Annotated in this window: 18 protein-coding genes; 3 read left to right on the forward strand and 15 right to left on the reverse strand. The window is 54.7% G+C overall.

Features of this window, described 5'->3' with window-relative positions; all coding sequences use genetic code 11:
* Positions 1 to 77: 77 nt before the first annotated feature.
* The 9 genes from DCCM_RS17060 to mntA all read right to left on the reverse strand — a co-directional run bounded on the left by DCCM_RS17060 (position 78) and on the right by mntA (position 12,740).
* On the reverse strand, positions 78 to 2,138 hold the full coding sequence (locus tag DCCM_RS17060; protein ID WP_104373591.1) for an amylo-alpha-1,6-glucosidase: 2,061 nt from the start codon (positions 2,136 to 2,138) through the stop codon (positions 78 to 80).
* Between the two features lie 53 nt (positions 2,139 to 2,191).
* On the reverse strand, positions 2,192 to 3,169 hold the full coding sequence (locus DCCM_RS17065) for an ROK family protein (protein ID WP_231702835.1): 978 nt from the start codon (positions 3,167 to 3,169) through the stop codon (positions 2,192 to 2,194).
* Between the two features lie 28 nt (positions 3,170 to 3,197).
* On the reverse strand, positions 3,198 to 4,007 hold the full coding sequence (locus DCCM_RS17070; RefSeq protein WP_104373593.1) for a Cof-type HAD-IIB family hydrolase: 810 nt from the start codon (positions 4,005 to 4,007) through the stop codon (positions 3,198 to 3,200).
* A gap of 100 nt (positions 4,008 to 4,107) precedes the next feature.
* On the reverse strand, positions 4,108 to 5,976 hold the full coding sequence (gene uvrC, locus DCCM_RS17075) for an excinuclease ABC subunit UvrC (RefSeq protein WP_104373594.1): 1,869 nt from the start codon (positions 5,974 to 5,976) through the stop codon (positions 4,108 to 4,110).
* A gap of 366 nt (positions 5,977 to 6,342) precedes the next feature.
* On the reverse strand, positions 6,343 to 9,228 hold the full coding sequence (uvrA, locus tag DCCM_RS17080; RefSeq protein WP_104373595.1) for an excinuclease ABC subunit UvrA: 2,886 nt from the start codon (positions 9,226 to 9,228) through the stop codon (positions 6,343 to 6,345).
* Between the two features lie 59 nt (positions 9,229 to 9,287).
* Positions 9,288 to 9,470, reverse strand: coding sequence for a hypothetical protein (locus tag DCCM_RS17085; protein ID WP_104373596.1), 183 nt, complete (start codon positions 9,468 to 9,470; stop codon positions 9,288 to 9,290).
* A 245-nt stretch (positions 9,471 to 9,715) separates the two neighbouring features.
* Complete coding sequence (gene uvrB, locus DCCM_RS17090) at positions 9,716 to 11,737, reverse strand: excinuclease ABC subunit UvrB (RefSeq protein WP_104373597.1); 2,022 nt, start codon at positions 11,735 to 11,737, stop codon at positions 9,716 to 9,718.
* 192 nt (positions 11,738 to 11,929) lie between these two features.
* A complete protein-coding gene (hepT, locus tag DCCM_RS17095) occupies positions 11,930 to 12,334 on the reverse strand; it encodes a type VII toxin-antitoxin system HepT family RNase toxin (RefSeq protein ID WP_104373598.1) in 405 nt (134 codons plus the stop codon).
* Complete coding sequence (gene mntA / locus DCCM_RS17100; protein ID WP_104373599.1) at positions 12,327 to 12,740, reverse strand: type VII toxin-antitoxin system MntA family adenylyltransferase antitoxin; 414 nt, start codon at positions 12,738 to 12,740, stop codon at positions 12,327 to 12,329. The genes hepT and mntA overlap by 8 nt, the downstream gene beginning before the upstream one ends.
* Positions 12,741 to 12,953: 213 nt before the next feature.
* Here mntA and DCCM_RS17105 point away from each other — a divergent pair, with 213 nt between their 5' ends.
* Both DCCM_RS17105 and DCCM_RS17110 read left to right on the forward strand, forming a co-directional pair.
* Positions 12,954 to 14,105 (forward strand): PQQ-binding-like beta-propeller repeat protein, encoded by a 1,152-nt coding sequence (locus DCCM_RS17105; protein WP_165792232.1) that lies wholly within the window; start codon positions 12,954 to 12,956, stop codon positions 14,103 to 14,105.
* Positions 14,095 to 15,531 carry an S-layer homology domain-containing protein gene (locus DCCM_RS17110; RefSeq protein ID WP_165792233.1) on the forward strand — a complete coding sequence of 479 codons (1,437 nt, stop codon included), beginning with the start codon at positions 14,095 to 14,097 and terminating at the stop codon, positions 15,529 to 15,531. The genes DCCM_RS17105 and DCCM_RS17110 overlap by 11 nt, the downstream gene beginning before the upstream one ends.
* Positions 15,532 to 15,642: 111 nt before the next feature.
* Here DCCM_RS17110 and DCCM_RS17115 read toward each other — a convergent pair whose 3' ends face one another.
* Positions 15,643 to 17,175 carry a substrate-binding domain-containing protein gene (locus tag DCCM_RS17115; protein WP_104373602.1) on the reverse strand — a complete coding sequence of 511 codons (1,533 nt, stop codon included), beginning with the start codon at positions 17,173 to 17,175 and terminating at the stop codon, positions 15,643 to 15,645.
* Between the two features lie 117 nt (positions 17,176 to 17,292).
* Here DCCM_RS17115 and DCCM_RS17120 point away from each other — a divergent pair, with 117 nt between their 5' ends.
* On the forward strand, positions 17,293 to 17,613 hold the full coding sequence (locus DCCM_RS17120; protein ID WP_104373603.1) for a DUF2508 family protein: 321 nt from the start codon (positions 17,293 to 17,295) through the stop codon (positions 17,611 to 17,613).
* On the opposite strand, the gene DCCM_RS17125 is transcribed toward DCCM_RS17120, so the two are convergent.
* The 5 genes from DCCM_RS17125 to DCCM_RS17145 form a co-directional block, all read right to left on the reverse strand.
* Complete coding sequence (locus DCCM_RS17125) at positions 17,610 to 18,209, reverse strand: uracil-DNA glycosylase (RefSeq protein ID WP_104373604.1); 600 nt, start codon at positions 18,207 to 18,209, stop codon at positions 17,610 to 17,612. The two genes, DCCM_RS17120 and DCCM_RS17125, sit on opposite strands and share 4 nt — an antisense overlap.
* 64 nt (positions 18,210 to 18,273) lie before the next feature.
* Complete coding sequence (locus DCCM_RS17130; protein ID WP_104373605.1) at positions 18,274 to 19,095, reverse strand: SIR2 family protein; 822 nt, start codon at positions 19,093 to 19,095, stop codon at positions 18,274 to 18,276.
* Positions 19,076 to 19,645, reverse strand: a complete 570-nt coding sequence (locus DCCM_RS17135) for a non-canonical purine NTP pyrophosphatase (RefSeq protein ID WP_104373606.1) — start codon at positions 19,643 to 19,645, stop codon at positions 19,076 to 19,078. The genes DCCM_RS17130 and DCCM_RS17135 overlap by 20 nt, the downstream gene beginning before the upstream one ends.
* A 123-nt stretch (positions 19,646 to 19,768) precedes the next feature.
* Positions 19,769 to 19,963, reverse strand: coding sequence for a CooT family nickel-binding protein (locus DCCM_RS17140; protein WP_104373607.1), 195 nt, complete (start codon positions 19,961 to 19,963; stop codon positions 19,769 to 19,771).
* Between the two features lie 80 nt (positions 19,964 to 20,043).
* Positions 20,044 to 21,210, reverse strand: a complete 1,167-nt coding sequence (locus DCCM_RS17145; RefSeq protein WP_174705174.1) for a S41 family peptidase — start codon at positions 21,208 to 21,210, stop codon at positions 20,044 to 20,046.
* Between the last annotated feature and the right edge of the window lie 45 nt (positions 21,211 to 21,255).

Below are 21,255 nucleotides of genomic sequence, written 5' to 3' on the forward strand. Positions count from 1 at the left end.
TTATTTTTAAAGTTGCTATTGGGTTTTGGGATATACCCCGGGACAAGCACTGTACAACCGATAGCGGGGCGGTTCATTCACTCCTCGCTTACTACCGGTTCGGACGGGGTTGTAAAATCCCTTTCTTCCCGGCGTTTTCCCCCGGAAATGTCCCCGGACAATTCCAGCACGTCCTCCACGTAGGCCCGCAGCACCTCGGCCACACCCCAGGCCTGGGCAATACAGCCCCTGGGTATCACCGGCTCGTTTCCGTCGAATATTTCGGAGATAAAGCCCACCCCGTGATCCCGGAGATGATCCCGGAAGGGCCTGATGAACAATTCCGCCTGCCGGCGGTCTTTTTCCCGGTACCCGTGAGCCTTGCGGTAGGCGGTAATAAAAGGGCCTATCAGCCAGCTCCAGGTGGTGCCCTGGTGATAAGAGCCGTCCCTTTTCACCCGGTCGCCCTGATAAACCCCACGATACCCGGGATGATAAATGGAAAGGCTGCGCAGCCCGTAAGTAGCGTAAAGCTCTTTCCACACCCGGCTTAAAACCTTCCTGGCCCGGTCCGGGGAAACCGGCGAAAAGGGCAGGGCCATGGCCAGCACCTGGTTTGGACGAAAATGGTCGTCGGGTCCCTCCCGGCCAACCACATCGTAGTAATAGCCGCCCTGCTCATACCAGAACTCCCTTTCAAAACTGTCCCTGACCTTTTCCGCCAGCCCTTTAAGCCGGAATTCCTCGCCCGCCAGCTTGTAAAGCCTTTCCATTACCATCAGGGCATTGTACCACAGGGCCGATATTTCCACCGGTTTGCCGTGCCTGGGGGTGACCACCCAGTGGTCCACCTTGGCATCCATCCAGGTCAACTGGTTCTCCGGCCCGCCGGCCCGGATAAGTCCGTCATCGTCCATTTTTATGTTGAACAGGGTGCCTTCCATGTGCCGCCGTATGATTTCCTTTAATACCGGATAGATATTTTCTATTATAAAACTTTCGTCCCCGGTGTATTGCAGGTATTTATAAACGGCATGGAAATACCAGAGGGAAGCGTCCACCGTGTTATATAACGGTTCATGGCCCGCACTGTCCGGAAACATGTTGGGCAGCAGGCCGTCCTTGCAATTGCGGGCAAAGGTGAGCAGTATCTCCGCGGCGTCGCTGTAACGGCCGGTAACCAGGGTGAGCCCGGGCAGGGCTATCATGGTGTCCCGGCCCCAGTCGTTAAACCAGGGGTATCCAGCTATTACGCTTTTCTTCCCGGTGGATTTGCGCCAAACCACAAAGGCGTCCGCGGCCCGGGTCAGGCAGCGGGAAAGCATGTCCGGGCAATTTGCCTTTTGGGTCAGGGCTTGCCGCCTTTCCTCCTCAACCCGGAGCAATTCGCCGCCGTCAAAATTACTGTAAAATAAGCCGCCGTCCTCAATGCTGGCCAGAACCGTAACCGACCTTTCCTCACCGGGGGTTAAACCAACGGTAAAATGTCCCGGTATGTAATGGTCCTCCACCGGGTTTTCCCCCCGCTGGTCCTCCGCCGGATAGAACATTCCGGTAAACCAGCCGTCACCCCGCAGAAAGCCGCCGTCACTGCATATAATTTTCAGCGGGGGAACTCCGGGGGTCACCTTGACCTCCACGCCGCCTTGTATTTCATTGGTTTCAAAGGCTATCTGACCCCGGCGGACGGTCCAGTGAAAATCCCGGCAGTTGACCATCGGCACCAGGCGCAGGGTGGCCGGAGAGGAGCCGTTTTTAACACGGTATAAAATAACGGTGGTATTTTTCCCGTACGGCATAAAAATCCGCTTTTCCATAAAAACATCCGCAAAGCTGTAGATAAACCCGGGTACCGGGTCCGCCGTCATTATCTGCTGATGTATAAAACCGAATTCGGAAACCCCTTGCTCCGTACGGTTGGTGGCCAGGTTGTAGACCTGCCCCCCGGCCTCGAAGCGCTCGTCAAGCTTGGCCAGCAGCAGCGTCCTTTCCACCGGCGGATTGAGGGACGCCACCAGCAAACCATGGTATTTGCGGGTGTTGGCGTTGATTATGGTTGAAGAGGCGTAACCTCCCAGACCGTTGGTAACCAGCCACTCCTTCCGGACAGCCTGCTCGAAATTCGGCCAGTCTCCCTTGCCGTACCTTAACTCGGACAGCTTGAAACCCTCCTTAAAACAATATCTTTAAACTTTACAGCTACTCATAAACATTACTGCGGAAAATCCCCCGGAGGCCGGCCGCCCATGGCCAGAGCCACGGCTCCCAGCAACCCGGAGCGCTTGCCCAGGGCGGCGGGAACCACTTTAACCCTTTCCAGCGCGCCGGGCATTGCCCGGCTGCGAAGCTCCTCCTCCATAGTTTCCCACAGGGGCTTTCCCGCATTCATGGCCCCGCCCCCCAGCACCACCAGGCCGGGATTCAACAAATTTACCACATTGGCCAGGCCCATGCCCAGGGCCCTGCCGGCCCCCCAAAGAATTTCCAGGGCCTCTTCGTCCCCCCTGCCCGCGGCAGCCGCCACGGCTCCGGCGTCTATATCCTCAATCCTGCCCCCGGCCTCGGCCAGTATCGCCCTGCCGGCCCCGGCGCCGGCCATCTCCCTGGCCCTTGCGGCCATGGCGGTGCCCGAGGCCAGTGCCTCCAGACATCCCCTTTTTCCGCAGCCGCAAAGGGGCCCCATGGGTTCCACCACCATATGCCCCACTTCCCCGGCCCCGCCGGAAGCTCCGTGATATATTTTGCCGTCCAGAATGAGCCCCCCGCCGATACCGGTGCTCACGGTGACATATACCATGTTCCTTTCACCGGCCCCGGCCCCAAAGGTGTGCTCCCCCAGGGCCGCCAGGTTGGCGTCGTTATCCACCAGCACGGGAACAGCAAACCGCTTTTGCAATATTTTTTTCAGGTGCACATCCCGCCAGCCCAGATTGGGAGCCTGATAGAGAACTCCCGTTTCCGGATCAACGGGCCCGGGAACCCCCATACCCAAACAGCAGATATCCCGTCCGGCCCCGCCCGAATTATAAACCTCCTCCACCGTCCCGGCTATGCGGCGGATTACCGCCTCCATGCCTTCCCCGGGATTGGTGGGGACCCTGGTTTCGGCCAGCAGCTTGCCCCGGCTGTCCGCCAGGGCCGTATATATTTTGGTACCCCCCAGGTCAACCGCGGCCAGGCACTTATTCAAAGGCTCCACTCCATCAACAGGGTTTGGGTCAACCGGTAATAAACCGCTGGATAACATGAGCCACACCGCCCTCGGTATTGGCCAGGGTTACATAATCCGCCCTGTCCTTAATTTCATCCCTGGCATTGCCCACCGCGACCCCCAGGCCGGCATAATCCAGCATCTCCAGATCGTTGTAGCTGTCGCCCACGGCTATGATTTCCTCCCGGGAAATGCCGTAATATTCAGCCACCATTGCCAGGGCATGGCCCTTATTGGCCAGGGGGTGGGAAAACTCCAGAAAATGCGGCTTTGATTTGGTAATATGCAGCTTTTCCCCGAAAAGGGATTTTAATTCCGGGGAAATTCCGTCCAGCTGCTCTTCCTCGGCCACCGCCAGCACCTTGGTGGGATCAAACCGCTCTTTGAGCAGAAACTCCTCCAGGTCCCCCACTTCTATGGGTTTAACCCCGGCAACGGACACATACAGGCGGCTTTCCGGGGACTCTCCGGCGATCAGCAGATCATCGTCCTTATACAGATTGATGTGGTAGCCATAGGGTTTAATCGCCCTGATTATTTTCATGGCCATATCCCCGGGCACCGGGTAATGGGTTAATGTTTCCCCGCTGTCCGGTTTTTTTACCAGCGCCCCCTGGTAGGATATGGCTGGTGTGTCCAGCCCCAGTTCCGTAATGTAAGGAAGAGTTGCCCGGTACATCCTGCCGGTGGCCAGCACAACCTTTACCCCGGCCTTTTGGGCCCGGCCTATGGCCTCCCTGTCGGCGTCCCCTATGCGCAGCTGTTTATCCAGCAGAGTATCATCCAAATCCATTGCGATCATCTTATAATCCGTCAAAAAATATCACCCCGGTGTCAAAATTTTTGCCGATTAAAAATAAAAACCCCGTGCACTGAGGTCAGTTCACGAAGCTTTCACAGGCTCTCCCTATATAATATCAGTTTTTGTCTGAATAAGAAAAGGAGAAAAACCTGGCCACGGCCTCCGCCGCCCTGCGGTTCATCCCCGGGACCGCCGCCAGCTCCTCCACCGAGGCGCCGCCTATGGCCTCTATGGAAGGATAGGCCCTGGCCAGTTCCCGGCGGCGGACCTCCCCTATACCTTCTATCTCCTCCAGCAAAGATTTTAAATTCCTTTTGGTGCGGAGCTGCCGGTGGTACGAAACAGCAAAGCGGTGCGCCTCGTCCCGCAGTCTCTGAAGCAGGTACAGAGCCCTGGAGTCCCTGGGCAGCCGTATGGGCTCAGGCCTGCCCGGGGCGAAAAGCAATTCCTCCTCCTTGGCCAGGCCGAATATGGGAATACCCGCTATTCCCAATTCCTCCATGGCCTCCAGGGCAGCGGAAAGCTGCCCCTTGCCGCCGTCTATGATGACCAGGTCGGGCATCCGGTGGAATTTGGCCTGCCGGCTGGAAAGCTGGCCGGTGTCGATCAGTTCCTTCTCTTCCCTGCCCCGGCTGAACCTGCGCCGGATAACCTCCTTCATGGAGGCAAAGTCATCCGGTCCCTGCACCGTCTTAATTTTAAACCTTCTATACTGGTCGGAAGAAGGCTTGCCCTCCTGGAATACCGCCATGGAAGCCACCGTTTCGGCGCCCTGGATGTTTGATATGTCAAAACACTCCATGCGGTAGGGCGGTTTCTCCAGTCCCAGTTCCCGGGCCAGCAAAGCCAGCTCCTCCTGGCCGTCCCTCCGGGCGATCCTTTCAAGCTGCGCCTCTTCCAGGGCCAGCAGCGCGTTTTTGGCAACCATGTCAATTAATTGTTTCTTTTCACCCCGGACCGGTATTTTAATTTGAACCCTGGAGCCCTTTTTACCCGCCAGCCAGGAGGATATAACCTCCATTTCACCGGGCTCCAGATCGGAAACCAGTATTTCAGAAGGTATGAAGTCGGCCCGGTGGTAATACTGCTTTATAAAGGCGGTCAGCACCTCCGCCCTGCCGTCCCCCTGGGTGCCGTTCAGTATAAACCGCTCCCTGCCCAAAAGTTTTCCGTTCCGGATAAAAAAAACCATCACGCAGCAGTCGTCCACCCCCCGGGCCATGGCCACGGCATCCTGATCCCCGGCGCCGGAGGAGATAACCTTTTGCTTTTCCAAAATATCTTTTATGGATCTGAGCTGGTCCCTGATTTCCGCCGCCCGCTCAAATTCCAATTTTTCAGAAGCGTCCTCCATGCGGCGGGTCAGCCTTTTGACCAGTTCTTCCTGCTTTCCCTCCAGGAAAAGACAGACCTCCCGCACCATGGAAAGGTAGTTCTCCTTTTCTATCATTCCGCAGCAGGGACCCGTGCACCGTTTGATATGATAATTAAGGCAGGGTCTGCTTTTTATGGCGAACTCCTTTTGTTTGCAGGAACGCAGCGGGAAAAGCCTCTTCAGCAGGCTTAAGGTCTCGTGCACCGCCCCGGCCCGGGTGTAGGGGCCGTAATAGCGCCCCCCGTCCTTAACCAGCCGCCTGGTGATGTGCGCCCTGGGATATTCTTCATTCAGAGTGACTTTTATATAGGGGTAGCTTTTGTCATCTCTTAAAGAAACATTATAGCGGGGCCGGTGCTCCTTGATCAGGTTGGCTTCCAGTATCAGCGCCTCGACCTCGCTGTCGGTGACAATATACTCAAAGTCAGCGGCCCTGGACATTAGGGATCTCACCTTGACGGACAGGGCGGCGGCCGACTGAAAGTACGAGCGCACCCGGTTTTTCAGGGAGAGGGCCTTGCCCACATATATAATTATTCCCCCGGCGTCGCGGAAAAGGTAAACCCCGGGCTTGTCAGGCAAATATTTAAGTTTCTCCTCCGGGGTCACACCCTCACCCTCCTTATCGCATATAACACGGGGACGGTTCTATTGTTATGCATATAACACGGAGTGCGACAGGGGACGGTTCTCAAGTGTCGCATTATTGGCCTTCAATATATCAACAGAACATTTCCTTTGACGGCTTGCATGCTGCAGGGGACGCCGGCTATCCCAAATATAAAGGGGAACAGCAAAAGGTGAGACAAACGGGTTTATTTCGGTGTCCCGCAATTGGTTGACACATGTACAAAGGAATTGTCCCCTTGTTAACGTGTTATTTGGCTCATAACAATAGAACCGTCCCCGTGTTTTGTTATAGAACCGTCCCCGTGTTTGCGGAATGCGACACCGAGAACCGTCCCCTGTCGCACTTTAGAGTGCTTTGGAGTGGCGGATTTCACTGCCGTCACCGTCGGAGCAGCCGTAGGTTCCACCCTCAACCGGGGCCGTATCCAACACCTGGCGCAGGAATTGCCCGGTATGCGACCCGGGTGCCCTGACAACTTCCTCGGGGGTGCCTGAGGCCACCACCGTGCCGCCCCTGTGTCCTCCCTCCGGACCCAGGTCGATGATGTGATCAGCGGTTTTTATCACGTCCAGGTTGTGTTCGATGACAATAACCGTATCCCCGGCGTCCACCAGCCGGTGCAGCACCTTGAGCAGGCGGTCGATGTCGGCCATGTGCAGGCCGGTGGTGGGCTCATCCAGAATGTACACCGTCTTGCCGTTGGAGCGGCGGGACAATTCCGTGGCCAGCTTTACCCGCTGAGCCTCGCCGCCGGAAAGTTCCGGGGCCGGCTGCCCCAGCCTGATGTAGCCCAGGCCCACGTCCTGCAGCGTCTGCAGCCTGCGGTATATTTTAGGAATGTGCCGGAAGAACTCCACCGCCTGTTCCACGGTCATATTCAGCACATCGGCGATATTTTTCCCCTTGTACCTTACCTCCAGGGTCTCCCGGTTGTAGCGCAAACCTTTGCAAACCTCGCAGGGAACGTATACGTCCGGCAGGAAATGCATTTCAATCTTGATTATGCCGTCGCCCTGGCAGGCCTCGCAGCGCCCCCCCTTGACGTTGAAGCTGAACCTGCCCGGCTTGTAACCCCTGACCCGGGACTCCGGGGTCTGAGAAAAAAGCTCCCTGATATCATTGAACACCCCGGTATAGGTGGCGGGGTTTGAGCGGGGGGTACGGCCTATGGGGGACTGGTCCACCTCTATCACCTTGTCCAGGTTTTCCAGGCCCCTGACTTCCCGGCAGGCCCCGGGTTTGATTCTGGACCTGTTTAATTCCCCGGCCAGTTTTTTATAAAGCACCTCGTTCACCAGGGTGCTTTTTCCCGAGCCTGAAACCCCCGTTACGCAAATAAATACATTGAGGGGAAATTCAACATCAATGTTTTTAAGGTTGTTCTCCGCGGCTCCCCTGACCTCCAGAGCCTTTCCGTTGGGCTTCCGGCGCAGGGCCGGCACCGGTATGGATTTTTTGCCGCTTAAGTATTGGCCGGTGACGGATTCCGGAACTTCCATTATTTCATCCACGGTTCCCTGGGCCACCACCCAGCCGCCGTGCTCGCCCGCCCCCGGGCCTATATCCACAACGTGGTCCGCCAGCCGGATGGTGTCCTCGTCGTGCTCCACCACAATCAGGGTGTTGCCCAAATCCCGCAGCCGCATCAGGGTGTTCAGCAGCCTGCGGTTATCCCTCTGGTGCAGCCCTATGCTGGGCTCGTCCAGTATATACAGCACCCCCATCAGGCCGCTGCCTATCTGGGTGGCCAGGCGTATACGCTGGGCCTCCCCCCCGGACAGGGTTCCGGCGGCCCGGTCCAGGGTCAGATAATCCAGTCCCACATTGACCAGAAAACCCAGCCTTTCATTTATTTCCTTCAATATTTGCCTGGCGATCAGCCGCTCCCTTTCGGTCAGGTCCAGCCCCTGGAAAAAGGAGAGAGCCTCCGCCACCGGCATGCGGGTCACCCCGGTGATGTTCATTTCGCCCACCCGCACGGCCAGCGCCTCCGGGCGCAGTCTGGCGCCCTTACAGTCGGGGCATGGCCTGGCGCTCATGTACTGCTCTATTTCATTGCGCATGTATTCGGAATTTGTCTCCCGGTAGCGGCGGGACAGGTTGTTCACCACACCCTCGAAGGGCATGTTGTAATCATGTGCCCGGCCGTAGCCGTCCCCGAATATAACATGAATCTTCTCACCGCCGGTGCCGTAAAGTATTCTATTCAGGTTTGCAGCGTCCATTTCCGATACCGGCACATCCAGGCTGAAGCCGTATTTCTCAGCCACCGCCTCAAAAAAGGAATAGGCGTTGCTGCTTTTCATCCAGCCCTCGATGGCCCCGCCGGCAATGGATTTTCTCCTGTCCGGTATAAGCAGTTCCGGGTCAATTTCCTTGTTGACCCCCAGGCCGGTGCAGGTGGGACAGGCCCCGAAAGGATTGTTAAAGGAGAAAAGCCGGGGGGCGATTTCCGGCAGGCTGATGCCGCAATCCGGGCAGGCAAAATTCTCGCTGAATATGATTTCTTCCCCTTCCGCCACCGATGCCACGGCCAGTCCGGCGGCGTGCTTTAGGGCCGTTTCCAGGGAATCCGCCAGCCTTCTTTCGGAACCGGGCCTGACAATTATACGGTCCACAACTATTTCTATGGTGTGCTTTTTGTTTTTGTCCAGTTTTATTTCCTCGGACAGATCCCTTACCTCGCCGTCCACCCGGACCCGGCTGAAGCCGCTCTTGCGAACCTCCTCAAAAAGTTTCACGAACTCGCCCTTTTTGCCCCGGGCCACCGGGGCCATAATCTGGAGCCTGGTGCCTTCGGGAAGCTCAGCCAGGCGATCCACCATCTGCTGAACCGTTTGCCGGGTTATGGGCTTGCCGCAGCCGGGGCAACCCGGCCGGCCGGCCCGGGCGAAGAGCAGGCGGAGATAGTCGTAAATTTCAGTAACAGTTCCCACGGTGGAGCGGGGGTTGTGGGACGTGGTTTTCTGGTCGATGGAAATTGCCGGGGAGAGTCCCTCGATGTAGTCCACATCGGGTTTGTCCATTTGTCCCAGAAACTGCCTGGCGTATGAGGACAGGGACTCCACGTAGCGCCGCTGCCCCTCGGCATATATGGTGTCAAAGGCCAGGGACGATTTGCCCGATCCGGACAGGCCGGTGATTACCACCAGCTTGTCCCTGGGAATTACCACGTCAATATTTTTCAGGTTGTGGGCGCGGGCGCCCTTAACCACTATTTTGTCAAGCATGTAAAAGCCTCCGGGTTTGTTATTCTATATTATCGGCATGCAAACCCAGGCCCGTAGACTTAACCGCAGGTGGGTTTGCCAAAATTCTGGTGACTGGCCCTGCTGACTTTTTTTAATACTATTTGGTTGTCTTCCAGGTAGATTACAAGCCCCGTGTTCTGATCCAGTTTCAGCACGTCCATGATGTCCTTGGTCAGCGCCAATTCTCCCTGGCTGGTGAGTTTGGTGGTATCGTAAATCATATAACTCCCCTTTCCTGTCTTGAACGTCTTTCCCTAATATATAAAAGGAGTGCTGTACCGGCAAGGGGGTTATAATGTCTGCCGCTGTCACCTTTAAGGAGGCCTGTCGACAGTTTTTAACCGGATCGGGAACTTTTTTTCAGTATTAAATAACCATGACAGTAATTTTATGCCATTATTATAACCACTGGTTCAATAAAACAGTTTTTAACACACCCGCGGGGTTCAGCAATTGTCGATATACATCAGCCCGCGTCGCTGTCCCGGGGGAGCAGCCTGCTGTCCTTACCCTTAAGCTCCAGCCTCAGTTCTATCAAAATGTCCCGCAGCTCGGCAGCCCGTTCGAACTCCAAAAGCCTGGCCGCCTCCCTCATTTCCTTCTCCAGTTTGGCTATGGCGGTCTTAAGCTCTTTTTTGGTCATCCTGCCCTTTTTGGTGCTGGGCAGGTAGGCCGCTTTTTCCTCCGCCACCCTGGTGCCTTCGATAACGTCCCGCACAGCTTTGATCACCGTTCTGGGTGTTATGCCGTGCCTCCGGTTGAATTCCACCTGGAGCTTGCGCCGGCGATCGGTCTCGCCAATAGCCCGGGACATGGAGCCGGTAATCCGGTCCGCGTACATGATCACCTTACCCTCCACGTTGCGGGCCGCCCTCCCTATGGTCTGGATCAGGGAGCGCTCGGAACGCAGGTAGCCTTCCTTGTCCGCGTCCAGTATAGCCACCAGGCTCACCTCCGGCAGGTCCAGGCCCTCCCGGAGCAGGTTGATGCCCACCAGCACATCAAACACCCCCAGGCGCAGATCCCTGAGTATTTCCATGCGCTCTATGGTATTGATATCCGAGTGCAGGTAGCGTACCTTGACGCCCATTTCCTTGAAATAATCCGTTAAATCCTCCGCCATCTTTTTGGTCAGGGTGGTCACCAGCACCCTCTGGCCTTTGGCCGCCCTGAGTTTGATCTCGGCATACAAATCGTCAATCTGCCCCCGGGTGGGACGCACGGAGATCTCCGGGTCCACCAGCCCGGTGGGCCGGATAATCTGTTCCACCACCTGGACGCTGTTCTTCTTCTCATAATCGCCGGGGGTGGCGGATACAAATATCACCTGGTTCAGCTTTTGCTCAAACTCGTTGAATTTCAGGGGACGGTTGTCGAAGGCGGAGGGGAGGCGAAAGCCGTGCTCCACCAGCGAACTTTTGCGGGACCGGTCCCCCTCGTACATTCCCCCCACCTGGCTCACCGCCCAGTGGGATTCGTCGATAAACATAATAAAGTCCTTGGGAAAGAAATCAAGCAGGGTGTAGGGCGGATCCCCGGGAGCCCTGCCGGTAAGGTGGCGGGAATAATTTTCTATGCCGTTGCAATAGCCCATCTCCTGCATCATTTCAATATCGTAATTGGTTCGCTGCTCCAGCCTCTGGGCCTCCAGCAGTTTTTCCCGGGCGCGCAGCTCCCGGAGCCGCTCCTCCAGCTCAGTGGTTATGGTATCAACGGCGCTCCTCATCCTGTCATGGGAAACGGCATAGTGGCTGGCCGGAAATATCGCCACATGGCGGCGTTCCCCCAGCACTTCGCCGGTGAGCACGTCAAACTCCATAATGCGCTCCACCTCGTCCCCGAAAAAATCCACCCTGATAGCTTTTTCCGCCGCAGCCACCGGGAATATCTCCAGAACATCCCCCAGCACCCGGAAGGTCCCCCGGGTAAAATTAATATCGTTGCGGCTGTACTGTATGTCCACCAGCTTGCGCAGCACGGCGTCCCGGTCGTACATGCCCCCCTTGCGCAGGGAAAGAAGCAGGCTGCTGTATTCCTCGGGGTCACCCAGCCCGTAAATGCAGGAAACACTGGCCACGATAACAACGTCCCGGCGCTCAAAAAGGGCCATGGTGGCGGAGTGGCGCAGTTTATCGATTTCCTCGTTTATTGAGGAATCCTTCTCAATGTAGGTGTCCGTATGGGGAATATAGGCTTCCGGCTGATAATAATCGTAATAGCTGACGAAATACTCCACGGCATTTTCCGGAAAGAACTCCTTGAACTCGGAGCAAAGCTGGGCGGCCAGGGTTTTATTAGGCGCCAGCACCAGGGCGGGACGCTGCGCCCGCTGTATCACCTGGGCCATGGTGTATGTTTTGCCGCTGCCGGTAACTCCCAGCAGGGTTTGGTATCTATATCCCTTTCCCAGCCCGTCCACCAGCTGGTTTATGGCCTTCGGCTGGTCGCCCTGGGGAAGGAAATCGGAACTCAATTTAAATTCCGGCATTGTAATCACCCGCGTTTCTTTAGCATAGCAGACCTTTGTAAAAATTAATTGCAACACTATTAATTATACCAGAAGAGGCAACCAAGGCAAACATATATTCTATTTCATAAAGCCCCTTTAATCCGCCTGTTGCCTCCGAACAAAAAGAAGACGCCCCAAAAGCATCTTCCCCGAATATTTTATAAACCAATGTTATATTTTCAGCACCGCTTCCACGAACTTTGTCAAATCATCAAGATGGTGCTCAATAATTTCCTTGACAATATTCAGATTTATCTTCTGGTAATCGTGAACGGCTATATTGCGAAAACCCACCATGGCCTTTAACCTGTGGGCCATTTCCCCGTCCAGCAGGCCGGCCTGGCAGATTATATCAAAAACCTCCCGGCTGCTTTGGGGGATTCCCAGCCTCCGCTCGGACACAATGTGCATTGCAACGTCTATGGCCGCCTCGCAGGCCCTTTGTATATTAAGTATTATGGAATCCTGTCTGGTTATATTCGCCAGATTCTCGGGATTATTGCGGTATTCTTCGTTAATTCTCCGTAAACATCGCTCAATGGTGCGGGATTTATTAATGGTAATATCGTCAACCATATATGCTCCCCCTTTCAGCCAGCTTTTCCAGAATACAGCGCCGCTCCTCGTTTAATTTTGCGTATTTTTTCAGCACGGTCAGGCAAAACAGCATTCTTTTCTTTTCATCAGTGGAGTGCACTACGGTTCCCTTGCCCACAACCTGGGCCTGAAAAACCGTCGAGGCTTTTTTTAAATCTACCAGGTCCACTTCCCTGCCTAAAAGGCCGGCCAATTCCTGGGCGGTCATGAAAACGAAATAATCGCCGTGTTCTTCATCACTTAAAAACGCGATATCGACATCGCTGTAAACACCGGCGTTTCCTTTGGCATATGAGCCAAAAACAATAATAAGATAGGGTGAAACCCTCTGCAACAGCAAATTTTTTATTATTTCCTTATCAAAATGGCTTATCTCCAAGCTCATATCAAAACACCCTCCCGGGCTATCTAAAACAACACTAATAACTTTTTTCCGGCGGAAATGTCCCCGGACAAAACCATACAACAATGCTACCATATATTGTAACATTGTTCACGCCGATTTTAACCTTAAATTAAGCCTCCGGTAACAAGGAAATGATGCAAAATATGGTGAATAATGAAATATATACCCCGGAATCAAAGAGGTGGCTCTGACATGCCAAAAATTTTTATATCTTTAATATTTATATTTATGGCCGTTATGCAATTTAATCCGCAGCCGTGTTACGGAAAAGACGTCAGCATTATCTGGAAGGTTACCGGGTTAAATAAGCCTTCCTCCGAACTGCTGGTCAGCCCCGGCGGACTGTTGTGCGTCCCCTCGGGAAATAAACTGTTCATGGTGGACGCAAACGGCAAAAAGGTGTTGGAATTTAGCTGCCCCGGCGGCTCAAAGGACTCCCGCCCGGTATTGGGCGGTAATGGCTCGGTTTTTTTACCCGGAGATAATTCCGTCCAGGAGATCAAGCCCAACGGGAATATGGGCTGGAACTTCAAGGTTCAGGGGGTTAACAAAGCCACATCCATTATTTCTTCCGGCCCCCCGGGCCTGCTGTACCTGCCCCTGCCCTCGGCTCTTTATGCCATTGACGAGCAGGGAAATTACAAGTGGAAGACAGCCTGGGACAGCACCGAAATCAACCGGCCCTGGGCGGACACCAAAAGGGAAATAATAGCCTGCGCCGCCGGCGCCGATTATCTGTACGTGGTATATGGAGAAAAAAAGAGCGGTTATACACTGGCGGCGGCAACCAGCGAGGGTGAAATCAAATGGCGTTACCGGCTGGGAACTATTAAAAGCGCCGGCCTGACAGCCTTACCGGACGGCAGCCTCTATGTTTCGTCCAACCCCGGCAAAATAGACCTGCGCACCAAGGGTAAAGTTTACCTTTTTGAAAAGGACGGCAAAGGCAAGCCAAAATGGATTTTTTCCGCGCCCTTTGAGGAACTGACGGCTCCCACCGTTTCAGAACACGGCAATATTTATTTCCGGGCCGCGGAATACCTGTATGCCGTTGATATGGACAACGGGAAGGAAGTCTGGCGGCAAAAGCTCCTGGAAGCAAAAACACCGCCGGTGGTGGATGAAACCAAAAGGAGGATTTACCTGGGAACGGACGACGAACGGCTGCTGGCTCTCAATCCCCAAAACAGACTGATCTGGGACCTGAAACTGGAGGGCAAGGTTGTGGGCAGGCCCCGGGTGGCTGCCGGCGGGGTGCTTTATGTTGTAACGGATAAGGGCAACCTCTATAAAATAAAGGATGAGGAGCCGGACTACCGGAAAGGTGAGACAAATGTTATCTAATAAAAAAATGATATCCCAAATCGCCATGCTGGCATTAATTATACCGACCCTTCTGCTGTGCCGGTTTTCTCCCGCCATGGCGGCCACCGCAAGCAGCACGCCCATATATACCGATTTACAAAACCATTGGGCGCAAAGCCGGATCACCCGGCTGGCAACCCTGGGCTGGCTGGGCCTTTTCAGAGGCCAAGAGATGTATCCGGACCAGGCGGCAAACAAACTGGAAGCCCTGGCCCTTACCATGAAGGCCGCGGGTTTTACCCCCGCCCCGGTGAATAGCTCCGCCGCCGGGAAAAAAACCGTAAAACCGGCGGCCGCCGCTAAAAATATGAACATCCCCGCCTGGGGAAGGCGGTACTTTGAGCTGGCAGTGGAAAAAGGCTTTGTTCCCGACCAGGCCCAGGAAGCTTTTGCTCCCGAAAAACCCGTGACACGGCTGGACCTGGCCAAAATTCTGGCCAGGACGCTATACCTGACGCCGCCGCTGAACGCCTCCTCCCTGACTGCGGAAAGCCCAAACACAACCCCATCCCCGGCATTCACGGACGGCTACCTGATACCGGCCGAGGATCTCCCATTGCTCCAGGCGGTTGTGGACGCGGGAATTATGGCCGTGTACCAGGACGGCACATTTGCCCCTTACGGCACCGTCACCCGGGCCGAACTGGTATCAATCATAAGCCGGCTGATCGACCTGGGATGGATAAAAATCAGTAATGGGCAGCAGTTTACAGGGCGCATCGCAAAGATTGCCACCACCGGGAAAACCCGGGAACTGGAGCTGGTTACCCTGTCCGGTTCCAAAAAGTATAAATTGTCCGGAAGAGTGTTGTGCTACAAGGACGGAACGGCATGGCCCGTTTCCCTGTCGGCCGGATATCGTTCCGAGATAATACTGGACAGCAAAAAAACTGTGGGCTGGATAAACCTGCTGGAGAAAAGCACCACCGCGGCAAACCCGGAGAAAATTAGAGGGTCGATAAAATCAATTGTGCTGGGCAACACCAATTATTTGATTATAAATGATTTATTTTGCAGGGATCATATGCTGCCCCTGGCCTGGGACCTGGTTATTGACGGCAAAAAAGCGTCCCAGAACGTTAAAAACCTGAAAAACGATTCCTTTGTGGATATAGAAGTCGACGGGGGACAGGTTAAAAAGATAACCCTGCTGGATACCAAGACCAAATCGGACACCGTTGTAAAAGCCGGAGACGGGACATTATATCTAAAATCCAAAGTGTCTAAAAACAAGCCGGGGTGGCTAAACCACTGGGATCTGGCAAGAATTGTGGATCTGGACGGCAACCCCCGGAGCGACATTCTGCCGAACGACAAGGTGGAAATCACTTACCTCGATCCGTTTCCAGACGAAATAGACGACGAAATACCCCTGGAAATTAAAATTACCACCAAAAAGAAATAAAGCGACTCCTCCGGCGGTCTCCCAAAGCCCGGGCCGATCTCCCCAAGGCTATTTAGCAAAGCCCATACTTTCAAAAAATTAAACGCCCGATTTTCCGGGCGTTTAATTTTTTTACTGTCCCCCCTGGCCGCCTTCCTGCTGCTCCTGCCCTCCCTGGCCCTGCTGGCCCTGACCTCCGTCCGTGGCTTCTATCTTCTTTACCTGTCCGTTAATCTGCACTTCCACCGTTTTGCCGTCCATGGTGGTTATCTTCAGCATGGTTTTCTGGCCCTGTTGACCTTGCTGCCCCTGCCGGTCACCCTGGGAGGCCTGCTGTTCTCCGCTTCCGGAGCCGCCGGAAGAGCCGCCGCCTCCCTGCCCGCCGCCGTCCTGTTTTTCCTTGCCCGTATCCTTTATGCCGGCCCAGCGCTGCTTCAGCAGATATATATTTTGAGGCTGCACCAGGCGTACCGGGGTTATGCGGGAGGGCACGGAATAGCTTCCGCTGGTGGACTGCCCGTCATATTGCCAGCGATCGTCTTTGGCCAGGCCCACCGCCGCGTCCAGGGCATACTGTCCCAGCAGATCCGGCCTGGTGTCGACTTCAGCGTCATGCTCCCCGGCAGCCAGGGCATCAGAGGCTTTTTTATCGGCCCCCACACCCACGGTAAGCACACTGTTGTTCAACCCCGCCGCCTTCAACACATCCACCGCCGACAGCGCCAGACGGCTGTCCGTCGCTATCACCGCGTCTATCCCGTTTTTGTTTGCCGCCAGGGCCTGCTGCAGGTTAAAGGGCACCTGGGCCGGGTCTCCCCTGAAATGATTATATTCCGCCACAACCCGGGCCCACTGGCTGTCCGCCAGCACCGCCCTGGCTGCGGCCGCTATTTCCCGGGAGGCCGAATCGCCCGGATCGCCGGCCAGAAGAACCACGTTGGCCGCCTGCCTGCCCCGAAGCTGCGCTTCCGGAGGCACAGCGCCGGCGCCTGCGGCCTGCTGGCCTCCCGTCTGCTGCCCGCCTCCGGCTCCCTGCTGCTGGCTTTGATTCTGCTGCCGGGACTGGCCCTGCTGCTGCCCCTGGCCGCCTCCCGGGGCGGCGCCCTGGCCTGACTGGGTTTGCCGGTTTTCTGTTTCACCGGCTGTGCCGGGCTCTCCAGGGGCCACTGGAAGCCCGTTTCTTTTTCGCACCGCGTTTATCACGTATTCCGCCATCAGGCGTCCCGCCAGGACGTGGTCGGAGGCAATATAGGCCTCCACCGGGGCGTCCACGGGCAAAGTTTCCAGGGCCACCACTTTAATATTTTTTTCCACCAGGCTCCGGAGAAGCCGGGCTCCGTCCTGGGGGTCCACCGGCTGCAAAACCACGGCCTTAACCTTCTGCCCGGCCAGCTTTTCCAGTTGGCCGGCTTGCCGCAGGGGGTCATTTCCGGCATCAAGCCAGGTTATATCAAGCTTCTCTTTTTTCTTTCTTTCCTCCATCACTTTTTTTATTATTTTGTTTCCGTCCCTTTCCATATCCGCCACACAGACGGCAATCTTCGTTGGCGGAGACAGCGGCTTACTCTCCGGCCCCCCCCTGCCGCCGCACCCGGCAAGTCCTACGGTCGTTATACACGAAAAAAGAAGCCCTGTGATAATTGTTCTTAACGGGAGCACCATCATTAAACACCCCCAAATTGATTACTGATAATTTTTATTATGCTTAATTACCCGGGCAAATATTTAACGGGCGCTTCTGAACGCCCGTCATGCGGCATAGATTTAACTGGAGGTGTTGAAATGAAATATATGGAAAAAATATTTCGCCAGGTCGCATCCATGATATTTATTCCCCAGAAGCCGGTAACCGATCTCCTCTATATGGTGGAAGAATGCCGTCACGCCTGGCAGTACGCTAAAAAGGAATTTGATATGTGCGATCAGGAAATGGTGGACTACGTGGTTTTCAAACTGAATGCGGCGGAAAGGCAATACATGGCATTGCTGGCCAAGGCCAGGCGCGAGGGTCTTAAAGCCTGGCCGGACGAAATCGCCGCTGCCGCCGCCCGGCAGGAATGCGCTGAAAAACAGCGCTGCCGCAAATCCATAGAAATAAATTAACAATGTGGTGAATAGTGATCCTTATCAACCAACTGACGATATCTGGCAACCACCTGTTTCAAATCCTCCCAGGCGTCCCTTTTAAGGGAAGGGTTGCGCAAAAGGGCGGCGGGGTGGTAGGTGGGCATGATGTGGACGCCGTCCTTTTGCACCCATCTCCCGCGGTCCCTGGTTATCCTGCCGCTGGAACTGACAAGCTCCTGCAGGGCGCAGGCGCCCAGCAGCACCATGATAACTGGCCGGATCAGCCTTAACTGGGCGTCAAGATTGGGCCGGCAGGCCGCCCGCTCCTGCTCCGTGGGAGTTCTGTTGCCCGGTGGGCGGCATTTTATTGTATTTAATATGTACACGTGCTTAAACCTTTCGAAACCGCAGGCAGCCAGCATTTTATCCAGCAGTTGTCCCGCCGGGCCCACGAAGGGCCGCCCCAGGCGGTCCTCTTCACCGCCGGGACCTTCACCGCAAAACACTATCCTGGCTTCCGGATTGCCCTCCCCGAAAACAACGCCCCGGCAGCCTTTCCTTAAATGGCAATTGTCGCACTGACGAACTGCTTGCTCAAGGATTTTGAAGTCGTCTATGGCGGACAGGTCCATACCAACACTCCTTGCCTTTTATTAATTCCATAATTTCATTAAGAAATGCCCCCAATAAGGCGATCTATTTTACCCTGTTGTAAAGCTCCTCCATAAACCTGGTGAAGTCCTCCTTGTAGTTGTCCGAGTCCAGGCAGATTATTTTCATGCCCTTTCTGCCGTATACCGCGTCGAAAACAAAATTCGGCTTCACTGTCACCATGTAAGCCTTGCAGTTGGTTTTCATCACTTTAAAGAGTTTGCTCCACATGTACCTGATATCCAGATCCCTGAAGCTGTATCCCAAAAATAAAACGGTCTTGCCCAGCAGGTCGGAGCGCAGTTTAATGTCCAGGGCGCCCTCCATGTCCAGCCGGTTGTGATAATCCGTTTCGCTAATAATCAATGTTTCGTCGTGGTCCAGGGTTCCGTGAAATTTTACAATCTGGGTGACATTTTCCCCGGCGCAAATTATATCATCAAGGGTGGCGATGCGGCAGTACGGCACCCTGTGATGGCGAAAGGCCGTTTCTATCAGTTCGTCAAAGTTTGTTGTATAAATCAGAGGAAAATGCATTCCCACCAGGTACCGGTGAACCAGTGAGGAACCTATATCCACCTCAACGGAGCGCAGGCTTCTGTCTATGAGCTTGCTGATCCTGTTTTTGCTGCCCCCGTTTTTAATTATATGGTACTCGCAAATTTGCAGGTAGTCCCCGTGGCAGCCTAGAATGTCGGGATCAATCTCCAAATCCTGGGCCACCAGCTCAATCATCGACTCCCAGCCCGGCAGGCCTAAATTTTTGGACATTCCCGCTCCGATAAAGGGTATTATCTTTTTGTCCTTTATTTCCTGGGCCAGTTCGTCCACTATTTTGTCGTAGGATTTATCGTACAGGAGGAACACCCCCTGCCGGGTTAGTCAAATATTGTTTAAATTTATCCGCGGCCAGCCTGCGGTGGGAAAAGGCGTTTTTCTGTTCCCTGGTCATCTCGGCCATGGTAATGTCGAATCCGTCGGGAATAAACAGACACATCCAGGTGGATACGCAGCCCGCCGGCTCCCGGGCTATGGTACCCCGGACTTCCCCTTCAAAATAATGTATCTGCCTGCCGTCGCAATAGCCTATGGTGGTCCTGACCAGGGCACCGCGACTGTCCTTGCAATGGATCAGGCTCAACAAACCATCCACATTCATGCGCTTCCAGAAAAGCTGGGTAAAAGGGCCTGGTATCCCCCCCAGTTCATCTATAAACAGCCCGGTATGGTCCACAAAAAGAGGCGCCCGCTTGGTCTCATAAGCTTTTAAAACCTTTTCCCTGACCACATCCCGGGGATCGTCGCTGAAGGTCTCCCGGATTATCAGCTGCAGGGGGGCAAATTCCACCGGCTGCAGCAGCTCCCTGTATTCCGTTATTTTCAATTCACTGGAACTTACAAAGCGAAGAATACCCAATCCTTTCCTTCAACCCCTTCCACAACACCACCTGCCGAAAGCGCGCCCGGCGAGTCTAAATTATGATTGTCTGCAATTAATATTTTTATAACAAAAAAAGGGCGGTTAGCCCTTTTACGAACGTTAATTATCTTCCTTCTCCAGTATAATCTTGTGGTCCACCAGGGCAAGCTCGGCGATTTTGGCTTTGATTATCTTGCGGCGGCCGAAAATATCCTCAAGCACCAGGCCGTCCTCGTGGGGCAGCACCTTATCCACCATTTCCAGCAGCAATTCATCCTTTCCCGACTGACGCAGGTAAGCGTTGGCTTCACACATCGAAAACCACCTCCCGGTTTTATAGAAAGAATTATTAAATTATAGCCCCGATCTCCCTGCCATGTCAACTCCCTGAAAAGTCAGGCGGCCTTGCCTCCAACCTTGCTTTTCAGCACTTCCAGGCCCCTGTTGAACTGTTCGTCCGGCGTACCGGGTTTTTCTCCCCGGGATACGGTAACATCCGGTACAATACCCTTTTTATTTATATCATGTTTTCCCGGGGTGAGATAGCGGGCTGTGGTAAGTTTGACCCCGGCCCCGTTATCCAGCTCAAAAACCGTCTGCACCACACCCTTGCCGAAGGTCTTCTGGCCCACCAGGGTTCCGGAACCCGTGTCCTTTATGGCCCCGGCCAGTATTTCCGCGGCGCTGGCGCTTCCCCCGTTCACCAGCACCACCAGGGGCAGCTCCAGATTGTTCCCCCCGGCAGGCAGCATCTCGGTCCTGCCGCCCCGGTATTCAATATAGACCGCCGGTCCCCTGGGTATAAAATTGCCGGATACCTTCACCACCGATTGCAGTTCCCCCCCGGGATTGTCCCGGAGATCCAGCAAGATGCCCTTTAGCCCCTGCTTTTTTAAATCCCCCAGCAGTTTTTGCAATTCATCCGGGGTTTTCTCCGAAAACTGGGAAATTACAATGTAACCGAGGTTATCCGGAAGAAGCTTTCCCTCCACCGTGGGAACGCTTATTTCCTCCCGGGTCAAGGGTACCGTAAAGGGCTCCTTCTCTCCCGGGCGCAGCAGGGTAAGATTGACTTTAGTGCCCACCGGGCCGCGCATTAACTGAACCGCGGTGTCAAGATCAATGCCCTTGGCGTCCCGGTCGCCTATCCTGGTAATAATGTCGCCGGTGATTATTCCGGCCTTATGCGCCGGAGTTCCGCTGTAAGTGCGGGCCACGGTCAGAAAATCATCCTTTATACCCACCAGAATTCCCAATCCGCCGAAGGTGCCTCTTATCTGGTCCTGGAGTTGCGTATATGTCTTGGGCTCAAGATACACTGAATAAGGATCGCCCAGGGCGTCCACGATTCCTTTAATGGCGCCGTCCACCAGCAGAGTGGATTCCGTTTCGTACAGGTACTGGCTGCGCACCAGGGATATCACCTGAAATAGATTCCCAAAATGTTTAAAATTGTGCACCAAAAGCCAGCCCGAGAAAAAAATAATACCCAGAAAAACTGCAGCAAGGCCGGTAAGCCACCGGCCTCTCTTTCCATAATAACCGCCTCTGCCGTAATACAAAAAACTTCCACCTTTCCGCCTGCGGGTCGCTCCCGCGGCTCAACA

Origin of the sequence: Desulfocucumis palustris (genome assembly GCF_002933875.1) — a bacterium.
GTDB lineage: Bacteria > Bacillota > Desulfotomaculia > Desulfotomaculales > Desulfocucumaceae > Desulfocucumis > Desulfocucumis palustris.

What these genes read in the sequence shown, in the direction of transcription:
- uvrA (WP_104373595.1), bottom strand. Translation starts at nt 9,228, where the DNA reads ATGCTTGACAAAATAGTGGTTAAGGGCGCCCGCGCCCACAACCTGAAA.
- DCCM_RS17085 (WP_104373596.1), bottom strand. Translation starts at nt 9,470, where the DNA reads ATGATTTACGATACCACCAAACTCACCAGCCAGGGAGAATTGGCGCTG.
- uvrB (WP_104373597.1), bottom strand. Translation starts at nt 11,737, where the DNA reads ATGCCGGAATTTAAATTGAGTTCCGATTTCCTTCCCCAGGGCGACCAG.
- hepT (WP_104373598.1), bottom strand. Translation starts at nt 12,334, where the DNA reads ATGGTTGACGATATTACCATTAATAAATCCCGCACCATTGAGCGATGT.
- mntA (WP_104373599.1), bottom strand. Translation starts at nt 12,740, where the DNA reads ATGAGCTTGGAGATAAGCCATTTTGATAAGGAAATAATAAAAAATTTG.
- DCCM_RS17105 (WP_165792232.1), top strand. Translation starts at nt 12,954, where the DNA reads ATGCCAAAAATTTTTATATCTTTAATATTTATATTTATGGCCGTTATG.
- DCCM_RS17110 (WP_165792233.1), top strand. Translation starts at nt 14,095, where the DNA reads ATGTTATCTAATAAAAAAATGATATCCCAAATCGCCATGCTGGCATTA.
- DCCM_RS17115 (WP_104373602.1), bottom strand. Translation starts at nt 17,175, where the DNA reads ATGATGGTGCTCCCGTTAAGAACAATTATCACAGGGCTTCTTTTTTCG.
- DCCM_RS17120 (WP_104373603.1), top strand. Translation starts at nt 17,293, where the DNA reads ATGAAATATATGGAAAAAATATTTCGCCAGGTCGCATCCATGATATTT.
- DCCM_RS17125 (WP_104373604.1), bottom strand. Translation starts at nt 18,209, where the DNA reads ATGGACCTGTCCGCCATAGACGACTTCAAAATCCTTGAGCAAGCAGTT.
- DCCM_RS17140 (WP_104373607.1), bottom strand. Translation starts at nt 19,963, where the DNA reads ATGTGTGAAGCCAACGCTTACCTGCGTCAGTCGGGAAAGGATGAATTG.